Annotated in this window: 20 protein-coding genes, 1 tRNA gene and 1 pseudogene; 12 read left to right on the top strand and 10 right to left on the bottom strand. The window is 64.9% G+C overall.

What is annotated here, in order from left to right; translation table 11 throughout:
- Nucleotides 1-25 precede the first annotated feature (25 nt).
- From RM2_RS12445 to RM2_RS12430, 4 genes are all read right to left on the bottom strand, one after another.
- On the bottom strand, nucleotides 26-1,480 hold the full coding sequence (locus tag RM2_RS12445) for an NAD-dependent succinate-semialdehyde dehydrogenase (RefSeq protein ID WP_072689643.1): 1,455 nt from the start codon (nucleotides 1,478-1,480) through the stop codon (nucleotides 26-28).
- A 26-nt stretch (nucleotides 1,481-1,506) separates the two neighbouring features.
- Entirely contained in the window at nucleotides 1,507-2,847 is a 1,341-nt protein-coding gene (gene gabT / locus RM2_RS12440) for a 4-aminobutyrate--2-oxoglutarate transaminase (RefSeq protein WP_072689640.1), read from the bottom strand.
- 254 nt (nucleotides 2,848-3,101) lie between these two features.
- Nucleotides 3,102-3,566: a hypothetical protein gene (locus RM2_RS12435; RefSeq protein ID WP_072689637.1), complete on the bottom strand. Its 465-nt coding sequence runs from the start codon at nucleotides 3,564-3,566 to the stop codon at nucleotides 3,102-3,104.
- Nucleotides 3,567-3,929: 363 nt separating this feature from the next.
- Nucleotides 3,930-4,217 carry a hypothetical protein gene (locus RM2_RS12430; RefSeq protein WP_139277755.1) on the bottom strand — a complete coding sequence of 96 codons (288 nt, stop codon included), beginning with the start codon at nucleotides 4,215-4,217 and terminating at the stop codon, nucleotides 3,930-3,932.
- A 250-nt stretch (nucleotides 4,218-4,467) separates the two neighbouring features.
- Between RM2_RS12430 and RM2_RS12425 the strand changes: the two genes are divergently transcribed.
- Nucleotides 4,468-5,994, top strand: coding sequence for a PucR family transcriptional regulator (locus tag RM2_RS12425; RefSeq protein ID WP_072689631.1), 1,527 nt, complete (start codon nucleotides 4,468-4,470; stop codon nucleotides 5,992-5,994).
- Nucleotides 5,995-6,004: 10 nt separating this feature from the next.
- Here the strand turns inward: RM2_RS12425 and RM2_RS12420 are convergent, their stop codons facing one another.
- From RM2_RS12420 to RM2_RS12410, 3 genes and pseudogenes are all read right to left on the bottom strand, one after another.
- Complete coding sequence (locus RM2_RS12420) at nucleotides 6,005-6,469, bottom strand: hypothetical protein (RefSeq protein WP_072689628.1); 465 nt, start codon at nucleotides 6,467-6,469, stop codon at nucleotides 6,005-6,007.
- Between the two features lie 124 nt (nucleotides 6,470-6,593).
- The gene (gene rpsR, locus RM2_RS12415; RefSeq protein ID WP_009478875.1) at nucleotides 6,594-6,848 is read right to left on the bottom strand and encodes a 30S ribosomal protein S18; all 255 of its coding nucleotides are present in this window, start codon (nucleotides 6,846-6,848) and stop codon (nucleotides 6,594-6,596) included.
- A 9-nt stretch (nucleotides 6,849-6,857) separates the two neighbouring features.
- Nucleotides 6,858-7,031, bottom strand: a pseudogene (locus RM2_RS12410) (uS14 family ribosomal protein); the annotation flags it as partial.
- A gap of 75 nt (nucleotides 7,032-7,106) precedes the next feature.
- On the opposite strand from RM2_RS12410, the gene RM2_RS12405 reads away from it, so the two are divergent.
- The 6 genes from RM2_RS12405 (at nucleotide 7,107) to RM2_RS12375 (ending at nucleotide 13,741) form a co-directional block, all read left to right on the top strand.
- Entirely contained in the window at nucleotides 7,107-7,793 is a 687-nt protein-coding gene (locus RM2_RS12405) for a response regulator transcription factor (protein WP_072689625.1), read from the top strand.
- On the top strand, nucleotides 7,793-9,271 hold the full coding sequence (locus RM2_RS12400; RefSeq protein ID WP_072689622.1) for a HAMP domain-containing sensor histidine kinase: 1,479 nt from the start codon (nucleotides 7,793-7,795) through the stop codon (nucleotides 9,269-9,271). Before RM2_RS12405 ends, RM2_RS12400 begins: the two co-directional genes overlap by 1 nt.
- 174 nt (nucleotides 9,272-9,445) lie before the next feature.
- Nucleotides 9,446-10,984, top strand: a complete 1,539-nt coding sequence (locus RM2_RS12395; RefSeq protein WP_072689782.1) for a S1C family serine protease — start codon at nucleotides 9,446-9,448, stop codon at nucleotides 10,982-10,984.
- Nucleotides 10,984-11,544: a MogA/MoaB family molybdenum cofactor biosynthesis protein gene (locus RM2_RS12390; protein ID WP_072689619.1), complete on the top strand. Its 561-nt coding sequence runs from the start codon at nucleotides 10,984-10,986 to the stop codon at nucleotides 11,542-11,544. The genes RM2_RS12395 and RM2_RS12390 overlap by 1 nt, the downstream gene beginning before the upstream one ends.
- Nucleotides 11,545-12,355: 811 nt before the next feature.
- A complete protein-coding gene (locus RM2_RS12380; protein WP_072689616.1) occupies nucleotides 12,356-12,976 on the top strand; it encodes an MspA family porin in 621 nt (206 codons plus the stop codon).
- A 66-nt stretch (nucleotides 12,977-13,042) separates the two neighbouring features.
- Nucleotides 13,043-13,741: an MspA family porin gene (locus RM2_RS12375; RefSeq protein WP_072689613.1), complete on the top strand. Its 699-nt coding sequence runs from the start codon at nucleotides 13,043-13,045 to the stop codon at nucleotides 13,739-13,741.
- Nucleotides 13,742-13,888: 147 nt separating this feature from the next.
- On the opposite strand, the gene RM2_RS12370 is transcribed toward RM2_RS12375, so the two are convergent.
- The 3 genes from RM2_RS12370 to RM2_RS12360 form a co-directional block, all read right to left on the bottom strand.
- On the bottom strand, nucleotides 13,889-14,602 hold the full coding sequence (locus RM2_RS12370; RefSeq protein WP_072689610.1) for an SAF domain-containing protein: 714 nt from the start codon (nucleotides 14,600-14,602) through the stop codon (nucleotides 13,889-13,891).
- A 97-nt stretch (nucleotides 14,603-14,699) separates the two neighbouring features.
- A complete protein-coding gene (locus RM2_RS12365; protein ID WP_072689608.1) occupies nucleotides 14,700-15,053 on the bottom strand; it encodes an FmdB family zinc ribbon protein in 354 nt (117 codons plus the stop codon).
- Nucleotides 15,054-15,135: 82 nt separating this feature from the next.
- Nucleotides 15,136-15,756, bottom strand: a complete 621-nt coding sequence (locus RM2_RS12360; RefSeq protein ID WP_072689606.1) for a 5-formyltetrahydrofolate cyclo-ligase — start codon at nucleotides 15,754-15,756, stop codon at nucleotides 15,136-15,138.
- Nucleotides 15,757-15,861: 105 nt separating this feature from the next.
- Here RM2_RS12360 and RM2_RS12355 point away from each other — a divergent pair, with 105 nt between their 5' ends.
- From RM2_RS12355 to RM2_RS12335, 5 genes are all read left to right on the top strand, one after another.
- Nucleotides 15,862-16,782, top strand: a complete 921-nt coding sequence (locus RM2_RS12355; protein ID WP_072689603.1) for a UTP--glucose-1-phosphate uridylyltransferase — start codon at nucleotides 15,862-15,864, stop codon at nucleotides 16,780-16,782.
- A gap of 19 nt (nucleotides 16,783-16,801) precedes the next feature.
- Complete coding sequence (gene glp / locus RM2_RS12350; RefSeq protein WP_072689601.1) at nucleotides 16,802-18,061, top strand: molybdotransferase-like divisome protein Glp; 1,260 nt, start codon at nucleotides 16,802-16,804, stop codon at nucleotides 18,059-18,061.
- A 68-nt stretch (nucleotides 18,062-18,129) separates the two neighbouring features.
- The gene (locus tag RM2_RS12345; protein ID WP_072689599.1) at nucleotides 18,130-18,765 is read left to right on the top strand and encodes a GNAT family N-acetyltransferase; all 636 of its coding nucleotides are present in this window, start codon (nucleotides 18,130-18,132) and stop codon (nucleotides 18,763-18,765) included.
- A 275-nt stretch (nucleotides 18,766-19,040) separates the two neighbouring features.
- Nucleotides 19,041-19,781 carry a divisome protein SepX/GlpR gene (gene sepX / locus RM2_RS12340; RefSeq protein WP_072689597.1) on the top strand — a complete coding sequence of 247 codons (741 nt, stop codon included), beginning with the start codon at nucleotides 19,041-19,043 and terminating at the stop codon, nucleotides 19,779-19,781.
- 98 nt (nucleotides 19,782-19,879) lie between these two features.
- A tRNA-Ala gene (locus RM2_RS12335) sits at nucleotides 19,880-19,955 on the top strand.
- Nucleotides 19,956-20,074: the final 119 nt, after the last annotated feature.

Below are 20,074 nucleotides of genomic sequence, written 5' to 3'. Positions count from 1 at the left end.
GGGTCGAAATTATGCGAGGTCGGAATTACTCGAAGGCGACGTACTTGGTCTCAAGGTATTCCTCGATCCCTTCGCTGCCGCCCTCACTGCCGAGTCCGGACTGCTTGACTCCTCCGAACGGCGCAGCGACATCGGAGACCACACCGCGGTTGACTCCTACCATGCCGCTTTCGAGTTTGTCGGCGACGCGAAATGCGCGATCGATGTTCTGCGTGTAGATGTACGCGGCGAGACCATATTCGGTGTCGTTTGCGGCGGCAATGCCCTCCGCCTCGGTGTCGAACCCGGTGATCGCGGCGACGGGTCCGAAGATCTCCTCGCGGACTATCCGCGAACTCACAGGTACCTCGTCGAGGACGGTGGGCTCGAAGAAGTAGCCGGGACCGTCGACGGACTTGCCGCCGGTGCGGACCCGCGCACCCGCGGAGACAGCGTCGTCGACGAGTGCGGCGACGTTGCGGCGTTGCTTCTCGTTCACGAGGGGACCGACGTCGGTGCCGTCCTCGGAACCCGGTCCGACGGTGAGCGCGGCGATCCGGTCCGTGAGTTTGACGGTGAACTCCGCGCGCACCGAGTTGGCGACGATGATTCGGTTGGCAGCGGTGCAGGCCTCGCCACCGTTGCGCATCTTGGCGGCCATCGCACCCTCGATCGCGGCGTCGATGTCGGCGTCGTCGAAGACCACGAACGGGGCGTTGCCGCCGAGTTCCATCGACGTGCGCAGAACTTGCTGCGCGGATTGTTCGATAAGGATCTTGCCGACCCGCGTCGACCCGGTGAACGTCACTTTTCGCAGTCGGGGGTCCGCGAGGAGGGGTTCGGTGACGGCGGGTGCGTTCGATGCGGGCAGCACCGACAGCACACCGGCGGGCAGGCCGGCCTCGGCGAAGATCTCGGCGAGCAGCAGCATGGTGAGCGGGGTGTCTTCGGCGGGCTTGACGATGATCGTGCACCCGGCAGCAAGGGCGGGACCGATCTTGCGGGTGCCCATTGCGAGGGGAAAGTTCCAGGGGGTGACGGCCAGGACGGGTCCGACGGGCACCTTGGTGACCAGGATTCGTCCACTACCCGACGGGGACGTGGTGTAGCGGCCCTGAATTCGGACAGCTTCCTCGCTGAACCAGCGGAGAAACTCGGCTCCATAGTTCACTTCGCCCCTACTCTCGCGCTGGGCCTTTCCCATTTCCATCGTCATCAGCAGTGCGAGGTCCTCAGTGCGCTCGACGACCTTCTCCCACGCGGAGCGCAGAATGATCGAGCGCTGCCGCGGCGCGGTCGCCGCCCACTCCTCCCCGGCCGCGGCGGCCGAGTCCAGTGCGCGAATTGCGTCCTTGCCGCCGGCGTCGGCGACGTCAGCGATGAGTGTTCCAGTCGCCGGGTCGTGGACGGCGAAAGTGCCGCCGTCGATCGGGTCGGTCTGGGCGCCGTCGATCCACAGACCGGTGGGCAGGGTTTCACGGAGTCGTTCGAAATCAGTCATGGGAGTCCTTGTCGGGAGACTGGTGGTCAGGCGAGAGAGCGGACGATCTTCTCGATGACGGTCAGCGCGTCATTGAGCAGGTCGTCGCCGATCACCAACGGAGGAAGTAGCCGGATTACATTGCCGTAGGTTCCGCAGGTCAGTAGGACGACACCTTGTTCGAGGGCGCGTGCGGCGATGGTCTTCGTCAGTTCCGCATCCGGTTCGTCCGTGCCGGGTTTGACGAACTCCATTGCGAGCATCGCACCGCGACCGCGGACGTCGCCGATAATTCCGACGTCGGCGGCCAGGGCATCGAGACGGGGCAGAGCGATCTCGCCGATGTGCCTTGCACGTCCGGGGAGATCGAAGGTGCGCATGCTGTCGATCGCGGCGAGAGCGGCGGCGCAGGCAACGGGGTTGCCGCCGTAGGTGCCACCGAGTCCACCGGGGTGCACCTTATCGAGAAGTTCGGCGCGGCCGGTGATCGCGGAGAGTGGCATGCCGCCGGCCATACCCTTGGCCATGGTGATGATGTCCGGGACGACGCCCTCGTGTTCACAGGCGAACCAGGCGCCGGTGCGGGAGAAGCCCGTCTGCACTTCGTCTGCGATGAATACGACACCGTTGGCGCGAGCCCAGGCCACCAACGTGGGGAGGAACCCCTCGGCGGGGACGATGAATCCGCCCTCGCCTTGGATCGGCTCGATGATGATCGCCGCGAGGGAATCCGCCCCGATCTGCTTCTCCATCTGGTTGACGGCGCGCTCGGCGGCCTGCACTCCGGTCAGTCCGTCCTGGTCGCGGTACGGGTACGACATCGGGAGCCGGTAGACCTCGGGCGCGAACGGTCCGAAGTGAGCCTTGTAGGGCATCGACTTGGCCGTCAGGGCCATCGTCAGGCTGGTGCGACCGTGGTAAGCGTGGTCGAACGCGACGACGGCCTCCCTGCCGGTGGCGAGGCGGGCAACCTTGATCGCGTTCTCGACCGCCTCCGCGCCCGAGTTGAACAGGACGGTGCGCTTCTCGTGGTCGCCCGGAGTGAGGGCGGCGAGTTCCTCGGCGACCCGAACGTAGCTCTCGTAGGGGGTGACCATGAAACAGGTGTGGGTGAAGTGCCCGACCTGCTCCCGAACGGCCTCGGCGACAGCCGGATCGGAGGCGCCGACGCTGGTGACCGCGATCCCCGAGCCGAGGTCGATCAGGGAGTTGCCGTCGACGTCGACGACCACCCCGCCGTCGGCATCCGCCGCGTACACGGGGACGACGGAGCCGACGCCCGCGGCCACGGTCGCCTTCCGGCGAGCGGTCAGCGCCACCGACTTCGGTCCGGGGAGGTTGGTGAGCAGGGCGCGCTTCTGTGGCAACCGGTAGTGGATGGCGTTCATCGTGGTGCGGTCCTCCGGGTCGTGGCGGGGTGAGATCGGGTGGGACGACGTCGGTCGTCAGCGCCGATGACGTGCGTGATGCCGATGAGTGTGCGCTGCTTCCGGAGGCGGGGATAGCTGCCAAAATGGCCAAAAACTTCCGCATTGCCACACCGAATTGTCCAGCCTGATCGTGGAAAGTGCCCCTCAACGTACGTGTCGATAGCTGTTGACGGCTCACCTGCCAGTGGCGGCAAGGGCTTACGCGGGCCGGGTCATGCGGGCCGCAAAAGTGTGCGACGGTGGCGTTGCCAGTATGGAAGTCCTGAGCGGCTTCGTGGTCGTAGTATTCGGTATTCGGTATTCGCAGGCCGCAGCCTGGGAGTCGGATCGGTGGATGGCGGTTTCGCGATGGCATCTTCGATAGCCGAAGCGGCTTCGGCGATCCGGGGGTCGGATCTGAAGTCGTCCAACGCGTTTCGAGTGCTGGAGAGAGCTTGCTCTCGGCTGGCGCGGATCAGTCCGTTGAGGGCCGCTGCCAGTTCCCGATCGTGGCCGGAGGCGAGTTGGTCGTCGATGTGCGCGATCTCGATGGTCCCATTTCCGCTGGTCTCGACGACGAGGCTGCCGGTCGCACTTTCTGCGCTGCCGCGTGCGGTCGTGAGCACCTGATTGAGCCGATCCAGTGCGCCGGTCAACGGATCGATACCCGATGGTGCGGGCGGCGATGGATGCGACACTCGTTCCCCTTGCTGTAGACGTACGGACATCGGTAAGTGGACGGACGGCAATGTAGGTTCGTCTTGGTAGGGTACCGGCGGAAACGGACGGTTCGCCGGTGGAGGGGTTGTGAAGGTGTTTGGGCTCGAGGGGGGCGGCGAGTTGTATGTGGAGCCGGGTCGCGGCGGGGGGTGACGCGTTGTCCGAAGTCGAGTGCGGTGACGCTGTCGAGGGTGTGACGACGGGGTTGACCGGTTCCTAGTTCGCTGCAGCCTGCGGCGACGGCGCGCGTGCTGCTACGGCGGCAACGCGGGCGGTGGCAGAAAGCTGCGGCAGGTGTCCGAGTCCGCTGTAGCGAACGCCGCAGAATACGAGCTTTCCGATCAGGGCACGGCGGATGGCTTGTCGAGAGTTGGGGAGCGGTTCTGATGGCGTCGGCGACCAAGACGCAGGCGCGGCGGTGGAGCCCGGAGCCACTGCGCGTGCAGGCCGCCGAGTGGGAGACGGCGGGCGTCGGCATCGACGAGCAGATGGGTGCGGTGGACCACCGAGCCTGCGGCGGACGGATCCACACCGGAGTCCCCGCGGTGGTTGTTCGTCTCGAGCCGGCCCAGTCCGGCGATCACCGAGGAGAAGCGCGCCGACGCCGAGGCGGTGTGCGGTCCGTTCACGCCGGATCCGTTCATCCAGCAGATGCCGGATCCGATCCCTTCGGGGCGTCGGTGAGGGGCCTGCCCTTTTCGAGGTGGTGCGAGGCTGAAACCTGACCAGCGCCATCTATTCGGGAGTGACGTCTGACATGATGGAGTAGTCGTCGGGGTCCAGCTAGACAACTTGTCCTGCGTTGTCCCTACCGCGACCGATCCCCGTGAAACGACTTCCGACGGTAGCTGCGCAGGAGTCGATCGCGCAGGAGCTGACATGACCGTTCCCGTTCGCTGGATTCTGGCGCAGCAGGACTTGGCTCTCGAGTTGAAGGGTGGCGCTGCGGGTCTCGGCAACGAGATCACATTCGCCCACACCACCGAACTGGTCGACCCCGCCCGGTGGCTTTCGGGTGGGGAGCTGCTGCTCACGACCGGAATCCGGCTTCCGTCGACGGCCGCCGACCGCGCGCACTATATGCGAGGGCTGAGTGAGGCCGGCGTGGCTGCCCTGGGGTTTGGCACCGGTCTCTCGCACCCTGAGCTTCCTGACGACCTTGTGGTCGTCGCCGACGAGATCGGGTTGCCCCTGCTCGAAGTGCCACTGCCGACACCGTTCGCGGCCGTGGTGAAACGGGTGATGAACCGACTCGCGGAACAAGAGTACGAGTCGGTCCTGCGGGCGTCGCGGGCGCAACCGCGGATGACGCGCGCCGTCATCCAGGGCGGGACCGCAGCCACGGTGCGCGAGCTGGCTCTCGCGACGTCGGCAACCGTGCTGCTCCTCGACCTCTCCGGCCAGGTACTCGAGTCTCACCCGACGCAACTGGAAGACGACGTGCTCGGAGAGCTGAAGAAGGTGATGAGGGGCGGCACTGGCGGGGCGTCGAGCCGGGTCGCGCTGGCACGCTCGGGGGCTTCCATCACGGTTCAGCAGATCGGCGTCGGGGCAACACCCCGCGGCTACCTAGCCGTAATCGGCCAAGGGGCGCTCAGTCACGTCGACCAGATCTTGCTCGGCCACGCGAGTTCGTTGCTCGCGTTGGATTTCGAGAAACCGGAGCGGCTCAGGACGGCACAGAATCGGCTCAACTCGCACGCGCTCGGGCTGCTGCTCACCGAGGACCGCGACCTCGCGCCGGCATGGGCGCAGATTCGGCACGCGGCTGATGCTGACGGGATGGTACGTGGTCTCACGGTAGTCGCCGAGACCGCGGCGCTCGCGGAGCGGGTGGAGTCGGCCGTCTCAGCCTCGATGAACACGGCTGGGCGGCAACTCTTCTCGTGCAGGCAGGGCATCCGGCTCACCATTGTGCTGCGGGGGACCGATGACATCAATTTTGCGCGGGAGATGCTGCGCACGTTGCTGAGGCCCGAACGGAAGGCGGTTCGCGTCGGATTGAGCGGAAGGCGCGAGGTGGCCGGTCTAGTGGCCGCCATCGAACAGTCGCGACTCGCGGCGTCGGCCACCGAGTTGGGGGTGGAACCGTTGGAGTTCTCGGCACTCACAGGCAGTGCACTGCTGGCGTTCAGTGCCACTCGAGAGGTTCTGGATTCTTTGGCGGACACGATGATTGCGCCGATCGCTGATTACGACCGCGTCAACGGAACCGAATTGCTGCGGTCGCTGCGGGCGTTTCTCGAGGCCAACGGGCACTGGGAGTCGGCGGCGGCGGCGATGAGTGTGCACCGGCACACACTGCGTAGTCGGATGGCGAGGATCGAATCGTTGATCGACTGCAGGCTCGAGGTGGCGCGGGTGCGGGCGGAGTTGCTGCTCGCGATCATCGCTTGGCAATCATGACGATGTCCAGTCATCCGTCGATCACCTGCCGATTGCCGAGGGGTGTCTGCAACTCGATTTCCATGGTGGCGAAGACCGCGACGAGGATGCACATCTTGTCGGCCGACTCCGGGAGAGCGCCAGTGCGCAGTGAGATTGTGACGCTGGTGTCGGTCTCGGTTGCGGTCGCATAGGCGCCGTAGCACTCCGGGGTTCCGGTAACGAAGTGGATCGCAATGTTATCGCTGTCCGTGCGTGACCACGACTCGAACGGTGTCGGATTCGCTCGCACGATGTCGGGACGCGGCGCAAACACGGTGCCGAACTCCTGGCCCGGCACCTCTGAGGGGCGGGGCATCCTCGATCGCGGAATGCTCTCGCTCGGATCGACGGCGGACGTGACCTCCGGGGGCGTCGTCGGTTCGTCAGTGTTCGAACCGGACCCGCACCCGGCGATGGCGAGGCAGGCCAGCACCACCAGGACAATTGCGCGCATAAGCCACGGTAGCGCCGTCCTGTGATGAAGTTTGGGGACACGCGCAATTCTCGGACACGACGGATCGGCACGACAAAGGCCGCGTGATCCGAGGATTACGCGGCCTTTTCGGTGCCTACGGGAGTTACCGGCTCGTGAAAGGCAGCAGAGCCATCTCCCGAGCGTTCTTGACCGCGACTGCGACCTGACGCTGCTGCTGCGGGGTCAGACCCGTCACGCGGCGGCTGCGGATCTTGCCGCGATCCGAGATGAACGTGCGGAGGAGGTTGATGTCCTTGTAATCGACGTGCTCGATCTTGGCCGCGAACAACGGGTTCTTCTTAGGCTTGCGGCCTTCTACAGGACGCGGCTTCTTCGACGGTGCTCTCTTGACTGCCATCTTCTTCCTTTACAAGCTCGACTTGTGGACGCCTGGCAGCTCCCCGTGGTGCGCAATCTCGCGAACACACACGCAAGAGAGCCCGAAGTTCCTCCGGTGGCCACGCGGACGTCCATCCGCAGCGTCTTGATTGCGCAATCGTACCGGACTCGAGTGGCGGGGCAGACGCTGCGGGGCAGCCCGCGGGCCGACCCCCTCGCCGCGCCAGAATCCACCCTTCTTAGACATATCTCAGTCGATCAGGCCAAACTATCGAGTATGCGCATACTGGTGGTCGACGACGATCGCGCTGTGAGGGAGTCTTTGCGGCGGTCACTCAGCTTCAACGGATACTCCGTGGAGTTGGCCGTCGACGGCATCGATGCTCTGGAGAAATTGGCCGCCACGCGTCCCGACGCGCTGGTGCTCGACGTGATGATGCCGCGACTGGACGGTCTCGAGGTCTGCCGGCGTCTGCGGAGCATCGGCGACGATCTGCCGATTCTCGTCCTCACGGCACGCGACTCCGTGTCGGAGCGGGTGTCGGGCCTGGACGCCGGAGCCGACGACTATCTTCCGAAGCCGTTCGCCCTGGAGGAGTTGCTCGCCCGACTTCGCGCATTGTTGCGTCGAGCCATACCCGAGCCGGGTATCGGCACGGAGAAGATGACGTTCGAGGACCTCGCCCTCGATCCGGTCACTCGCGAGGTGACGCGCGGTGACCGGTCGATCAGTCTCACCCGCACCGAGTTCTCGCTACTCGAGATGCTGATGGCTAACCCGCGCCGGGTGCTTACCCGCGGCCGCATCCTCGAAGAGGTGTGGGGTTACGACTTCCCGACGTCCGGCAACGCGCTGGAGGTCTACATCGGATACCTCCGTCGCAAGACTGAGGCAGATGGCGAGTTACGCCTGTTGCACACCGTTCGAGGAGTGGGCTATGTGCTGCGGGAGACTCCTCCGTGATGGAGGTTCCATTCCATCGGACCGTCGACAAGTCGAGGTCGGAGAAGCCCGACTCGCATCAACCGTCCCGCCACGCCACGGGGCCGATTCCACTGACACCGGAGACGCGACCGCCGATGCCGCTGACGCGGTCGGTGTCGTTGCGGTGGCGGGTCACGCTTCTCGCCGCGTCCGTGGTGGCTATCGCGGTGGCCGTGATGGCGATTGCCGCGTACGCCATGGTCTCGCGGGCGTTGTACGCCGATGTCGACAACCAACTCCGTACCCGCGCGGCGGCGCTGATCGACAGCAACCTCGTGACATTCGATCCCCGCTACATTGCCGGCGCGACGCTCTACACGACCGACATCAGTGTGGCGCTGATCTTCCCGGACCTCGACACATACACTCCGCCGGGGACCAGTGTCCCGATCGGCGAAGCCGAACTGACGGTGGCTCGCGGCGAGCAGCATATGTCGATGCGGACGGTCAAAAAGCAACGAGTACTGGCCGAGCGCACCCTGGACGGCAGCACCCTTGTCATTGCGCAGCGATTGGCACCCACAGATGCTGTGCTCGAGCAGTTGGCCTGGGTGCTGTTGGTCGTCGGCGGGTGCGGCGTCGTCCTTGCGGCTGTCGCTGGAACGACCGTGGGCCGCACCGGCCTGCGTCCGGTCGGCTGGCTCACAGCCGCCACGGAACGAGTGGCCCGAACCGACGACCTGACACCTATACCGGTGACGGGCAACGACGAACTCGCGCGGCTCACCGAGAGTTTCAACACCATGCTGCGAGCGTTGGCGGAATCGCGGGAACGGCAGAGCAGGCTGGTCGCCGACGCGGGTCATGAACTGCGGACACCGCTCACGTCGCTGCGTACCAACATGGAGTTGCTGATTGCGTCGAGTCGTCCTGGGGCGCGCCATATTCCAGACGAAGACATGGCGGAACTGCATACTGACGTGATAGCCCAGATCGAGGAACTCTCCCAGTTGGTAGGCAACCTTGTGGATCTTGCTCGAGACGAAGCACCGGAAACGGTGTTCGAGAGAGTCGATCTCAGCGAGGTCGTGGACCGGTGCCTCGAGCGGGCGCGCCGCCGGCGCAACGAGATCGACTTCACCGCCGTCACCGTTCCCTGGTTCGTCTATGGCGACCATGCAGGGTTGTCGCGAGCGGTGCTCAACGTGTTCGACAACGCAGCGAAATGGAGCCCCGCCGGTTCGGAGGTGTGGGTGACGATGAAACCGGTAGGCGAAGGACTTCTGGCGTTGACGGTCGACGACGCTGGTCCGGGCATTCCAGAGGAGGACCGGGAGTTGATTTTCGACCGCTTCTACCGTTCCACCGCTTCGCGCTCGATGCCCGGTTCGGGTCTGGGACTGGCGATCGTCCGGCAGGTCGTGATCAAGCACGGCGGCACGATCACCGTGGACGTCTCCGAGCGGGGTGGTGCTCTGATCAGTATCGTACTTCCGGGTGAATGCGATGTGGAATAGCCTGAGTAAGAAGCTCGGAACAGGGGACAGGGGTTCTAGAGCCTCTGATTTCGGGGTCTGGGCAAACGAATAGGCCCGTCTCAGGTGGCTCTCAGTCCCATCGTGCATCCTCATATGCAGAGACGGTGCGACTGCCCCCGGGGGGCCAGTCGCAAGCAAATGGAGGTGAATGCGATGACCGACGATCGGCACAGTCACGACAGTGGCAATCAGAACCACGACAGTGGCAATCAGAACAGTGGCAGTCACAACAGCACCGGTGGCGGGCATGACGCACGCTCTGGCCAACCGGTCCACCCTCAGCACGTTCCGGGTCACCAGCCGACCGAACAGTTCCCGGCCGCTCCGCACAACCCGACGGGCCTCCCGACCGGTCAGCCGGTCCACGGATCTCCCGGTTACCTTCAGGGCAACCCGTACGGCGGGCCGCAACAGCCCACAGAGCAGTTCGCAAACGCCCAGCCCGGCAGTCCGCAGGACTTCCGGCCTCAGCATGCGCAGCCACGGCAGGAGGCTATTCAGGGCCCGTACGCCGGCTACCCCGGCTATCAGGAATCTGGCTATCAGGAACCTGGGCAACCTGCTGTTGGATCGACCGCGACCAAGCGGCCCGTCCGCATCGCCATCATGTTGGGCGCTCTGGCGCTCGCTCTGGTGGGCGGCGGCGTCGGCGGCGTCGTGGGCTCCATCGCCACCGACAGGGCAGGCAACGGTGCCTCGGTGATCAACTCTCTCGACGCCCCCAGGGACAACAGTGCGACTCCCGCCGCGAACGCTCCGGCAGGCTCGGTGCAGGCAGTGGCGAACAAAGTGGTTCCGAGTGTCGTCCAGATCGAGGTGGCGACAGCAGGCGGATCCGGTGGTGAAGGTTCCGGCATCGTGCTGTCCTCGGATGGCCTCATCCTCACCAACAACCACGTCGCGGGTGCAGCAACTCAGGGCGGCGACCTGACGGTCGCGTTCCCGGACGGCAGCACCTCCGGCGCCAAACTGGTCGGCGCCGACCCGGTCTCAGATCTCGCGGTCATCAAGGTCGACGGGAAGACCGATCTCACTCCGATCGAGTTGGGAACGTCCGCAAACATCCAGGTGGGGCAGCAGGTCGTCGCCGTCGGTTCCCCCCTCGGCCTGGCGGGAACCGTCACGCAGGGCATCATCTCGGCAATCGACCGCCCGGTGTCCACCAACGGTGAGTCCGGAAACCAGAACACCGTGATCGATGCCGTTCAGACGGATGCCGCGATCAACCCCGGCAACTCCGGCGGCCCCCTCGTCAATATGGACGGTCAACTGATCGGCGTCAACACGGCCATCGCAACCATCGGTGGTGCCGTTGATGAGCAGAGCGGGTCCATCGGACTCGGGTTCGCCATCCCTGTCGATCAGGCGCGGCGCATCGCGGACGAGCTGGTCAAGACCGGCACGGCAACCCAGGCTGTCATAGGGATTCAGGTCCCGTCGCGGGACGCCGCCAACGGCGCCACCGTCGTCGATGTCACGTCGGGCGGTCCGGCGGAGGGAGCGGGAATCCCGGTGGGCTCGATCATTACCAAGGTCGACGACCGAATCATCAACAGTGGTGACGCCCTCATCGCGGCCATTCGTTCACATTCACCGGGAGACAACGTGTCCATCACCTACACCGACGGGGACGGATCCAACTCTCAAACCGTTGACGTCACACTTGGTACCGCCGAGCAGGGAGGAAACTGATGAACGCCGGGATTCTCGGGCAGGTCGAATTGGTTCTGGGTGGGGCTACTACGGTAGGCACCATGGACATCGAAGCCTCGCTGGCCGGCCACGCGCTGGTCGTAATCGTCGACGACCGCACCGCTCACGGTGACGGTAAGGACTCCATCGGTCCGCTGGTCACAGAGTTGCTGGGCGTAGCAGGGTTCATCGTCGATGCCATCGTCGCGGTGGCCGCCGACGAGGTGGAGATCCGCAATGCGCTCAACACTGCGGTCATCGGCGGTGTCGACCTCGTCGTGTCAGTGGGCGGGACCGGCGTGTCGCCGCGTGACGTCACCCCCGATGTCACCGCAGAGGTTCTCGATCGCGAGATTCCGGGCATCTCGGAGTCGCTTCGGACCTCCGGTCTCGCCGCCGGTTCGCTGGACGCGGGACTCTCGAGGGGTCTGGCCGGCGTATCGGGCAGCACACTGGTGGTCAACCTGGCATCTTCCCGCTCAGCGGTGCGGGATGGCATGGCCACTCTGACTCCGTTCGCGTCACATGTGATTTCCGAATTGTCCGGTATGGAAGGCTGAGACGATTACTCGGTCCGACGAGGCGGAACCGCACGACGAGCCGAACAAGCAAGAAGCACCGAGCCGGGCCCCGATCGACAGGGCCCGGCTCGAGCGCATCTTCGGGGAAGTCTTTCCTGATACCACCGCGGATGAACGCGAACCCGGGGAAGGGTCGAACACCGACGAGGAGTGGCTGCGCCGTCAGCGCCCCCCACATCACGGATAGTTACCGTCGCGGACTCGACCTTCAGTGAATCGTGATCTTTCATTCGGCCTCTGCGTCAGAGTGACGTCGTGTGTCGGAGATCACGCAAGGGTGCTCGTCGCTGCGCTGCCGACTTCACGAACGCCTAGGGCGTCAGGGTCGGAAGGAACGGGGAGGTTTCGTGAAATCAGGAAAGTTTCGAGCCGGTGAACCGCATGTAACGGTTACTGGACATAACGTGAACACCGCGCAAACCCACTGCTCAGTGGTATGGGGACCGGTCCAAATCTTCGAAAAACCACCACAAGTCGAACCTGATCGTAGGTGTGTCGTACATCACTATTGCATTTCCGGCGGAATTAATTGCCTAGGCAACCATCGGCCGGTTACTGTCCTCGGCGAGTCAGTACTACGGATGGAGGGCGGGGACGATATGCCGTTGCCCAGTCGGATCCCCGAAAATTCATCGGTGATTCCGTCTTCAGTTCGGTAATCAAGTTGTTATGATACGGAGATCATTTCGTGATCGTAGGGACTCCGGATATCGCGCTGGCCCGACACGGACCACTCCTCAGTCTCGAAGGCCGTGACTGGGAACCAGCAAGAATTTTGTGAGGGGAACGAATGAGCCAGAACCGAAAGACCGGACCGCGTCGCGCGGCCCGCATTGCCGGCCTGGGTGCCGCCGCAGCCGTTGCACTGGGTCTGATGTCCACCGGAGCTGCGAATGCCGACACTTTCGTCCCGCTTTCCGGTGGTGAGAAGGTTGTCGACGCCGGAGGCGTCAATGTGAAGATTGCCCGCAACGCCGAGAGCGCGCTGCTGTCTCCCTCGCTGGCCGCCAACGGTGCCAGCCGCGTTGCCTGGCTGTCCGGCGATGTGTTCGCCGATCTCGGTGGCAATGTGCCGGCGGAAGGCGCAGAGTTGATCACCGGCTACCTCGTGGGCTGCCAGATCGACATCACCGGTCTGTCGGCGGGAATCGCCGGAGGCGTCTCGCTGACCGGTCCGAGTTTGGGCGCTGCAATGACGTTGCCGATCGCTCCCGGTGAGGTCAAGTTCGTGGAACTGGGTTCGAAGTCGGATCTGAAGCCGGGTGTGTCGGCGGTTCAGTACCGCGACCAGCAGCTCGAAGTTCAGGGTTGCGGCGGTCACGCGGAGGCTCGTGCGGTTTCGACCGTCACGGTGCCGGGCAACCACTTCGTCAAGAGCACCCTCTACGGGCAGCCGTTCAGCCTGGGCTGATTGCTCGTCAGCAGATCCAGCGTCACTTCTTTTCGCGCCAAGCTACATTCACCCTAGAGGGGAACAATGAACAGCAAAACCCTGCGCCACGGCGCAAAGGCTGCCAGCGTGGTCGCGGCGGCCACCATTGCGATCGGCCTCTTCTCCAACGGTGCGGCCAATGCCGACACCTTCATCCCGCTGCAGGACGGCGAGATCACCCAGACACTGATCGACGGCACGGTGGTGACCGTGCGTCAGACCGGCAACAGCGCAACCATCAGCCCGTCGATGGGTGCGACTATGCTGCACCGCAACGTATGGGCGTCGGGCACCGTCGACGTGTCACTCGAGGGTGACAACGCCCAGGGCGGCTCCATCGACACCGGCTACGTCGTGGGCTGCCAGATCAACTTCGGTGGCAACGCCGGCGGTGGCGCCAACGCTGGCGCTACCTGGGATGACATGGGTGACGGCGGCGGGATCGCCCCCCCGTTAGATGGGGGCACCGACGTGTTTGGTGGCGGAATGTCCATCGCTCCCGGCCAGGCCACCAAGGTGTCGATTCTCGACATCGAGTACGCGAACAGCTACGACGAGGAGACGCACAAGAGCGACTTCGACTTCGAAGGTAACAGCGGCGGCTTCACCTACTCTGATGAGACCTTCGGTGTTTCCGGGTGTGCCGGAATGGCGCAGGCTCGTTCCTACACCACCGTCGAGGTCTCGACCGATCGGGTCGACAGCACCGTGACGCTCTGGGGACAGCCGTTCAGCATGGGCTGATATTCCCTTCCAGATTTGACTCCGGGTCCGCACACGTAGTTGGTGTGCGGACCCGGAGTCGTCGGTGGCCGTGTGTGTCCGTTCGAGGTCGGCCGTCTCGTCTGTGACAGCGCGTTCGGGGTCACCGTTCGACGCAAGCGTTCGGCGTCAATGAAAGGTCACGGTGATCGCGTTGGTTAGGGAGGCCGCGGCGACAATGGTGGCCTCGGGTGCGGGCAGAGCCAACATCACGACGCGTTCTCGCTGGTCACGTCCGTTCTCCGATGGCGTCACGAGCACGACGACGGCGCGCGAGGCCAACACGGTGGCGTCGGGCTGACGATCCGGATTCGCCGGTGTGTGCGGATCGACGGTGAGTACATCGACGCGGTCGCCCTCACGGAGGAGTTCGGTGACAGCGGGATCAGCCAACCGGAGCGGCACGATGCGGGCATCCTCGATCCCTGCGGCAACGGCGGCCAGGCGCGGTCCCAGCACTCGCACGTCGGTGAGCGCCTCTCCGGCGCGGGCCGGCCCGGCAAGCGTGCGACCAGCGACATCCGCGACGGCGGTAACGGCGCCATCGGGCAGGCTGCCCGCTTCCCACTCCGCCAACTCGACGTCCGCGTCTGTGAGGGCGCGTCCGGGTTCGAGGTTGCGTGCGGCCACCACGACTGAGGATCGGTCGGAGTCCGGATTTCCTCGCACGAGCAGCGCGATAGCAAGGCACACCAGTGTTCCGGCCAGCACCCGTCTGGCGACCACAGTGCGGGCCCAGCCGGGATGAGTGAACTCCGACAGGCGGTCGGCCCAGGACGGGCTCAGGCTTCTGTGCGTGAAATTAGGCCTGCGGGGCCCTGGAGGGGTGGGCTCGTACGTCATGCCCCGACGCTAGAAGACTACGAGGCCCTCGAGGACGCTCGACGACGCCGCGTGTGGACGGACAAGAGGTTGTGGATAGCCGTGCGATGAGCGAGAACTAGCTGGCAGCGGCCTTGGCTGGAGCGGCCGCCGAAGTGCCCGACGAACTGGACGAGGCTGTCGACGAGCCTTCTGCCTTCGCAGCGGGGGCGGACTCGCCCTTGGACGACTCGCCCTTGGACGACTCGCCCTTGGACGACTCGGCCTTGGCAGGCTCGCTCGCGGCACCCGAGGAGTTCCGACTGTCGGTGCGGTAGAAGCCGCTGCCCTTGAACACGATGCCGACCGAGTTGAACAGCTTACGGAGCTTGCCCGAGCACGCGGGGCAGACGGTCAGGGAATCATCACTGAACGACTGAGCGATGTCGAAACGGTTCTCGCATTCCGAACACGCATACGAGTAAGTGGGCACCGGGGTTCCTCCGCACTGTGTAGTCAAACCTCAGGTTTTTAGCACTCTACAGTCGACAGTGCCAACATTGCTAATTAAAGTTCTATTCCGGGTCTCGTTTCGGCCCGCGCGCATCCTCGATCGGCGGAACAATACCCAGTCGGACCAGTCCGGAACCCGGGGTGAGCGCCCATCCCATCCGGACGTCATGAGGGTCCTCGGGCAGTTCGGAAACCAGTTCTTCGTCGCGGACCACGGCGATCAGGCGGGCGTCCGGGTCGGCGAGGCCGAGGGTTCGGTCGTAGAAGCCGGCTCCGCGACCGAGTCGGACACCCCTCCGGTCGACTGCCAGGGCGGGAACGAAAACTGTCCGGGCCTCCCGGATCTCTTCGGGTTCGAACACCGGCCCTGTCGGCTCGCGCAGGCCGAAGTTGGCGTCCGCAAGGCGGTCGGCCCCTCGGTACTCGGACCAGTAGAGGGGGCCGGGGTCGCGGGTGACGGGGACGAGCACTCGCCCAGCGACGCGGCGAAGGGCGTCGACCAAGTCGAGGCTGCCCGGTTCGAGTGCGGTGGGTATGTAGGTGCAGACCGTTGATCCGGGAGTGAGGCCGATTGTGGCAAGTTCGACAATCGACCGATTCTCGGATGAGCGGAACTCGCGGGACAGTGCGCGTCTGCTTGAAAGCACCAGTTGTCGCCACTCGGTCTTGGTCCGTGCTCGCATGTCGCAACCCTAGAGTCGGTCGGAGTGCGTTCGCCGAAAGGTTCCCGAAAGTAGTTGAAAGGATCTTGGTGACTGACGAGTAGATTCCACGGTTATTGTGTGGGCATGACAGACGCCTCCCCGCACACCGCTGGCACCTTTCGCACGGCTGTGGTGCCGGCAGCGGGAATGGGTACGCGATTCCTCCCCGCGACCAAGACCGTGCCGAAAGAGTTGCTCCCGGTTGTGGATACCCCGGGCATCGAGCTTGTTGCCGGAGAGGCCGCGGATTCGGGAGCCAACCGGCTCATCATCGTGACGTCACCAGGTAAGGACGGGGTGGTCGCCCACTTCGTCGAGGATCTCGTTCTAGAGAGCAAGCTCGAGGCGAGCGGCAAGCATCACCTGCTCGAGAAGGTGCGCAAGGCGCCTGGACTGCTCGAGGTGGAGTCTGTGGTGCAGGACCAGCCGCTCGGGCTGGGACACGCCGTCGGTTGTGTCGAGTCGGCCCTCGACGACGATGAGGACGTAATCGCGGTGCTGCTTCCGGATGATCTGGTGTTGCCGCGCGGAGTCCTCGAGACGATGTCCCGGGTCCGGGCCAAGCGTGGCGGCACTGTGCTGTGTGCCATCGACGTTCCCAAGGACCAGGTGAGCGCCTACGGCGTCTTCGAGGTCGAGACGGTGCCCGACGCAGTCAACCCAGACGTTCTCAAGGTCACCGGCATGGTCGAGAAGCCTGCAATCGAGGACGCTCCGTCGACCTTCGCGGCCGCCGGGCGCTACCTCCTCGACCGCGCGATTTTCGATGCGCTGCGACGGATCGAACCCGGCGCCGGCGGCGAACTCCAACTCACCGACGCCATCGCCCTCCTTATCAAGGAAGGCCATCCTGTTCACGTCGTCGTGCACCGCGGCACGAGACACGATCTCGGAAATCCCGGCGGCTACCTCCGTGCTGCGGTTGACTTTGCCTTGGACAGCGACGAGTTCGGCCCGTCGTTGCGTGAATGGCTGGCCGACCGATTGAAGCGGACGGATTCCTAGAGGTTCGGGAGGCAAGAATTTGCGGTCGGTCGAGGAGCAACAGACGATTGTGACCGCCGCGGCGGTGGCACCGCGGCCGGTCCGGGTGGCGATCTCCGAGGCCCAGGGGCTGCTTTGCGCCGAGGAGGTGGTTACCGAACGGCCGCTTCCCGGCTTCGATCAAGCCGCTATCGACGGATACGCTGTTCGCAGCGTCGACGTCCAGTCCGCAGGTTCCGACTTCCGTGACGAGGACGGCGCGCCCACGGAGTTGTCACTTCCAGTGGTAGGCGAGGTTACGGCCGGCTCGCGACAGCCGATCCGACTCCAACCCCGTCAGGCCGTCAAGGTCGACACGGGCGCTCCACTGCCGACTCTTGCCGACGCCGTGCTTCCGCTCGAAAGTACGGACGGCGGACGGGCTCGGGTCGAGATCTACAAACTCGTTCGCTCAGGCGACTACGTGCGCCGGGTCGGCGACGACGTGCAACCGGGAGATGTCGCGGTCAGGGCCGGCACGATCATCGGTGCCGCGCAGGTCGGATTGCTAGCGGCCGTCGGTCGCGACAAGGTACTCGTGCACCCCCGACCACGCCTGTCCGTCATCTCGGTCGGCGGTGAACTCGTTGACGTCGACCGGAGTCCCGGACCCGGTCAGGTGTACGACGTCAATTCCTATGCGCTCGCCGCCGCGGCGCGAGACGCAGGCGCCGACGTCAACCGCGTCGGCATGGCCAATACCGATGCCGGCCGTCTGCGCGACGTCGTGGAGGGGCAATTGATCCGCTCCGAGATCGTCGTGATCGCCGGTGCGGTCGGCGGCGGAGCCTCCGAGGACGTCCACGACGCACTCGCGGATCTCGGCAACCTCGAGATCGACCGGGTCGCCATGCACCCCGGATCGGTGCAGGGGTTCGGGCAACTTGGACGGGACGAGGTCCCGACGTTCCTGCTTCCGTCGAATCCGGTGAGTGCCCTGGTGGTGTTCGAAGTGATGGTGCGCCCGCTGATCCGCATCGCGCTGGGGCGACGTCAGCCGATGCGGCGCATCGTTTCGGCACGCACCGTCTCACCCATCACGTCCATCGAGGACCGCAAGGGATTCCTCCGCGGTCAATTAATGCGCGACGAGGCCACGGGGGAGTACCTGGTTCAGGCCCTCGGTGGGGCGCCGGGCGCTTCCTCGCACCTACTTGCGACCCTCGCCGAAGCCAACTGCCTGGTGTTGATCGATCCTGAGGTCACCGAGGTCCGCACGGGTGACCAGGTGGATGTGGCCTTCCTGGCGCAGCGGAGCTGATGGCGCGGCGGAGCTGATGCCCCGGTGCGAGACAGGATGACCATGCGACAGTGTGAGGCGACGACGACGTGACGACGCATCCGGGTTGGCCGCCGCACCTCGGGCCCCTGCGGGTGAAGGGCGGCGTCGTCACTGTGCGTGCCATCAGGTTGCGGGACGCCGCGGCCTGGAGTCGCCTGCGCACTCGCGACCAGGCGCACCTCGAGCCCTGGGAACCGACCGGGGAGGCGCCCTGGGAAGCGCGACACCATATCACCGGCTGGCCGGGGCTGTGTAGCAGTCTGCGCTCGGAGGCCCGGAAGGGGCGCATGTTGCCGATGGCTATCGAACTCGACGGCAACTACTGCGGTCAGATCACGATCGGCAACGTGGTGCGTGGTGCGCTGAGGTCCGCCTGGATCGGCTACTGGGTGTCCAGCGAGGTCAACGGGTTGGGGGTGGCCACGGGCGCCCTCGCGCTGGGATTGGATCACGCTTTCGGCCCTGTGGGATTGCACCGCGTCGAGGCCACCGTCCGTCCGGAGAACCGGGCGAGCCGTGCGGTCCTGCACAAAGTCGGCTTTCGCGAGGAGGGCTTGCTCGCGCGCTACCTCGACGTCGACGGTGGGTGGCGCGATCACGTCCTGGTCGCAATGACAATCGAGGACGTACCTGGTTCGGTTTCCGATTCATTGGTGCGAAACGGCAAGGCTCAGTGGGGGTGACCGACCCGAACAAGCATGGACGATCGTCCAGCTAGTGGCACTCGTCTGGCATTATTCAAGATCCCCGGCTGGGGGACTCTACTTTCGGCGTCCTGTTTGCCGAATCGTCTCCTCCGACTCTCGGCGTAGTTGAGCGCGACGGTTTTGTGTTACGCATGTGACATATGGGTATGGTGAGATCGGCGAGTCTGCGAAGATGTGTGGGTTCACGCGGTTAGCCTGAGTGGGTCAACAGCGGTATCCATGCTGGTAGGCGAATGGGAGGAGGTGGCCGTATGCCGAACTCGTTTCTCTGGATCGGGCTCGTCGTCGTATGGCTCTTCGTTCTGGTCCCTATGCTGGTGAACAATCGCCCGCGAATTTGGCAAACGAGCGATGCGGCACTTGCCACCCGCGTGCTGTACCGCGGTGATCAGCGCCCCGTGCGGCGCGGGCCCGCGGCAGGCCACCGCAGCGATCCGTACTGGCAAGAAGAACCGGACCACTTCGGCTACGACGCGGAGGACCTTGTGGACACTCACGCAGAGGAAGACGATTTTGACGGTGAGCAGGACCCGGTCGACGAGTACGTGCCGGCGCGCCGGGGTCGGGGCGGGTTCGATCCAGAGGCCGACGCGATCGCGCGTGAGGCCAAGTACGCGTTCCGTCAGCGATTGGTTCTCGGCTTGGTGCTCGCGACGATCGCGACCGCGGCACTCGGCCTGATCATCTCCCCCTTGATGTGGTGGGCTTTCGTCGCTTGCCTGGTCGGGCTAGTGGGATACATGGCCTATCTCCGTCAGCAGGTGCAGATCGAGCGGGAGGTCCGGCGTCGCAGGACAGCGCGTCTAGGCCGTTCGCGTTTGGGGGTCGAGTCCCGCAGCGACGAGGAACTACGCATGATCCCCGCCCGATTGCGTCGACCGGGGGTCGTGGTCCTCGAGGTGGACGACGGGGATCCGGAATTTGATCACCTCGAGCACTTCGATGAAGAGCCGATGTATCAGACCACGTTGCGCCGCGCTGCCGGCGAGTAGTCGGCTTTCGCGTTCGAAAGCCTCTTCGGTGCAGGTGATTAGGCCCGTCTGCGGATGGCCTGCTAGAGTTTGCCGAGCGGATCGCAGGATTCGCTCGAGGGGCTGTGGCGCAGTTGGTAGCGCGCTTCGTTCGCATCGAAGAGGTCAGGGGTTCGATTCCCCTCAGCTCCACCAGACGCTCGGCGGAGGCTCCCTCTTCATCTGGAGAGGGAGCCTCCGCCGCGTTTCCGAGACACCGCGTTTCCGAGACACCGGCGGGCGTGTTGCGGGGGTCCGCATCTGGCCGCGCGCAG

This window comes from Rhodococcus marinonascens NBRC 14363 (assembly GCF_001894885.1).
GTDB classification, from domain to species: Bacteria; Actinomycetota; Actinomycetes; order Mycobacteriales; family Mycobacteriaceae; genus Rhodococcus_F; species Rhodococcus_F marinonascens.
This window is presented reverse-complemented; position numbering and strand designations above follow the sequence as displayed.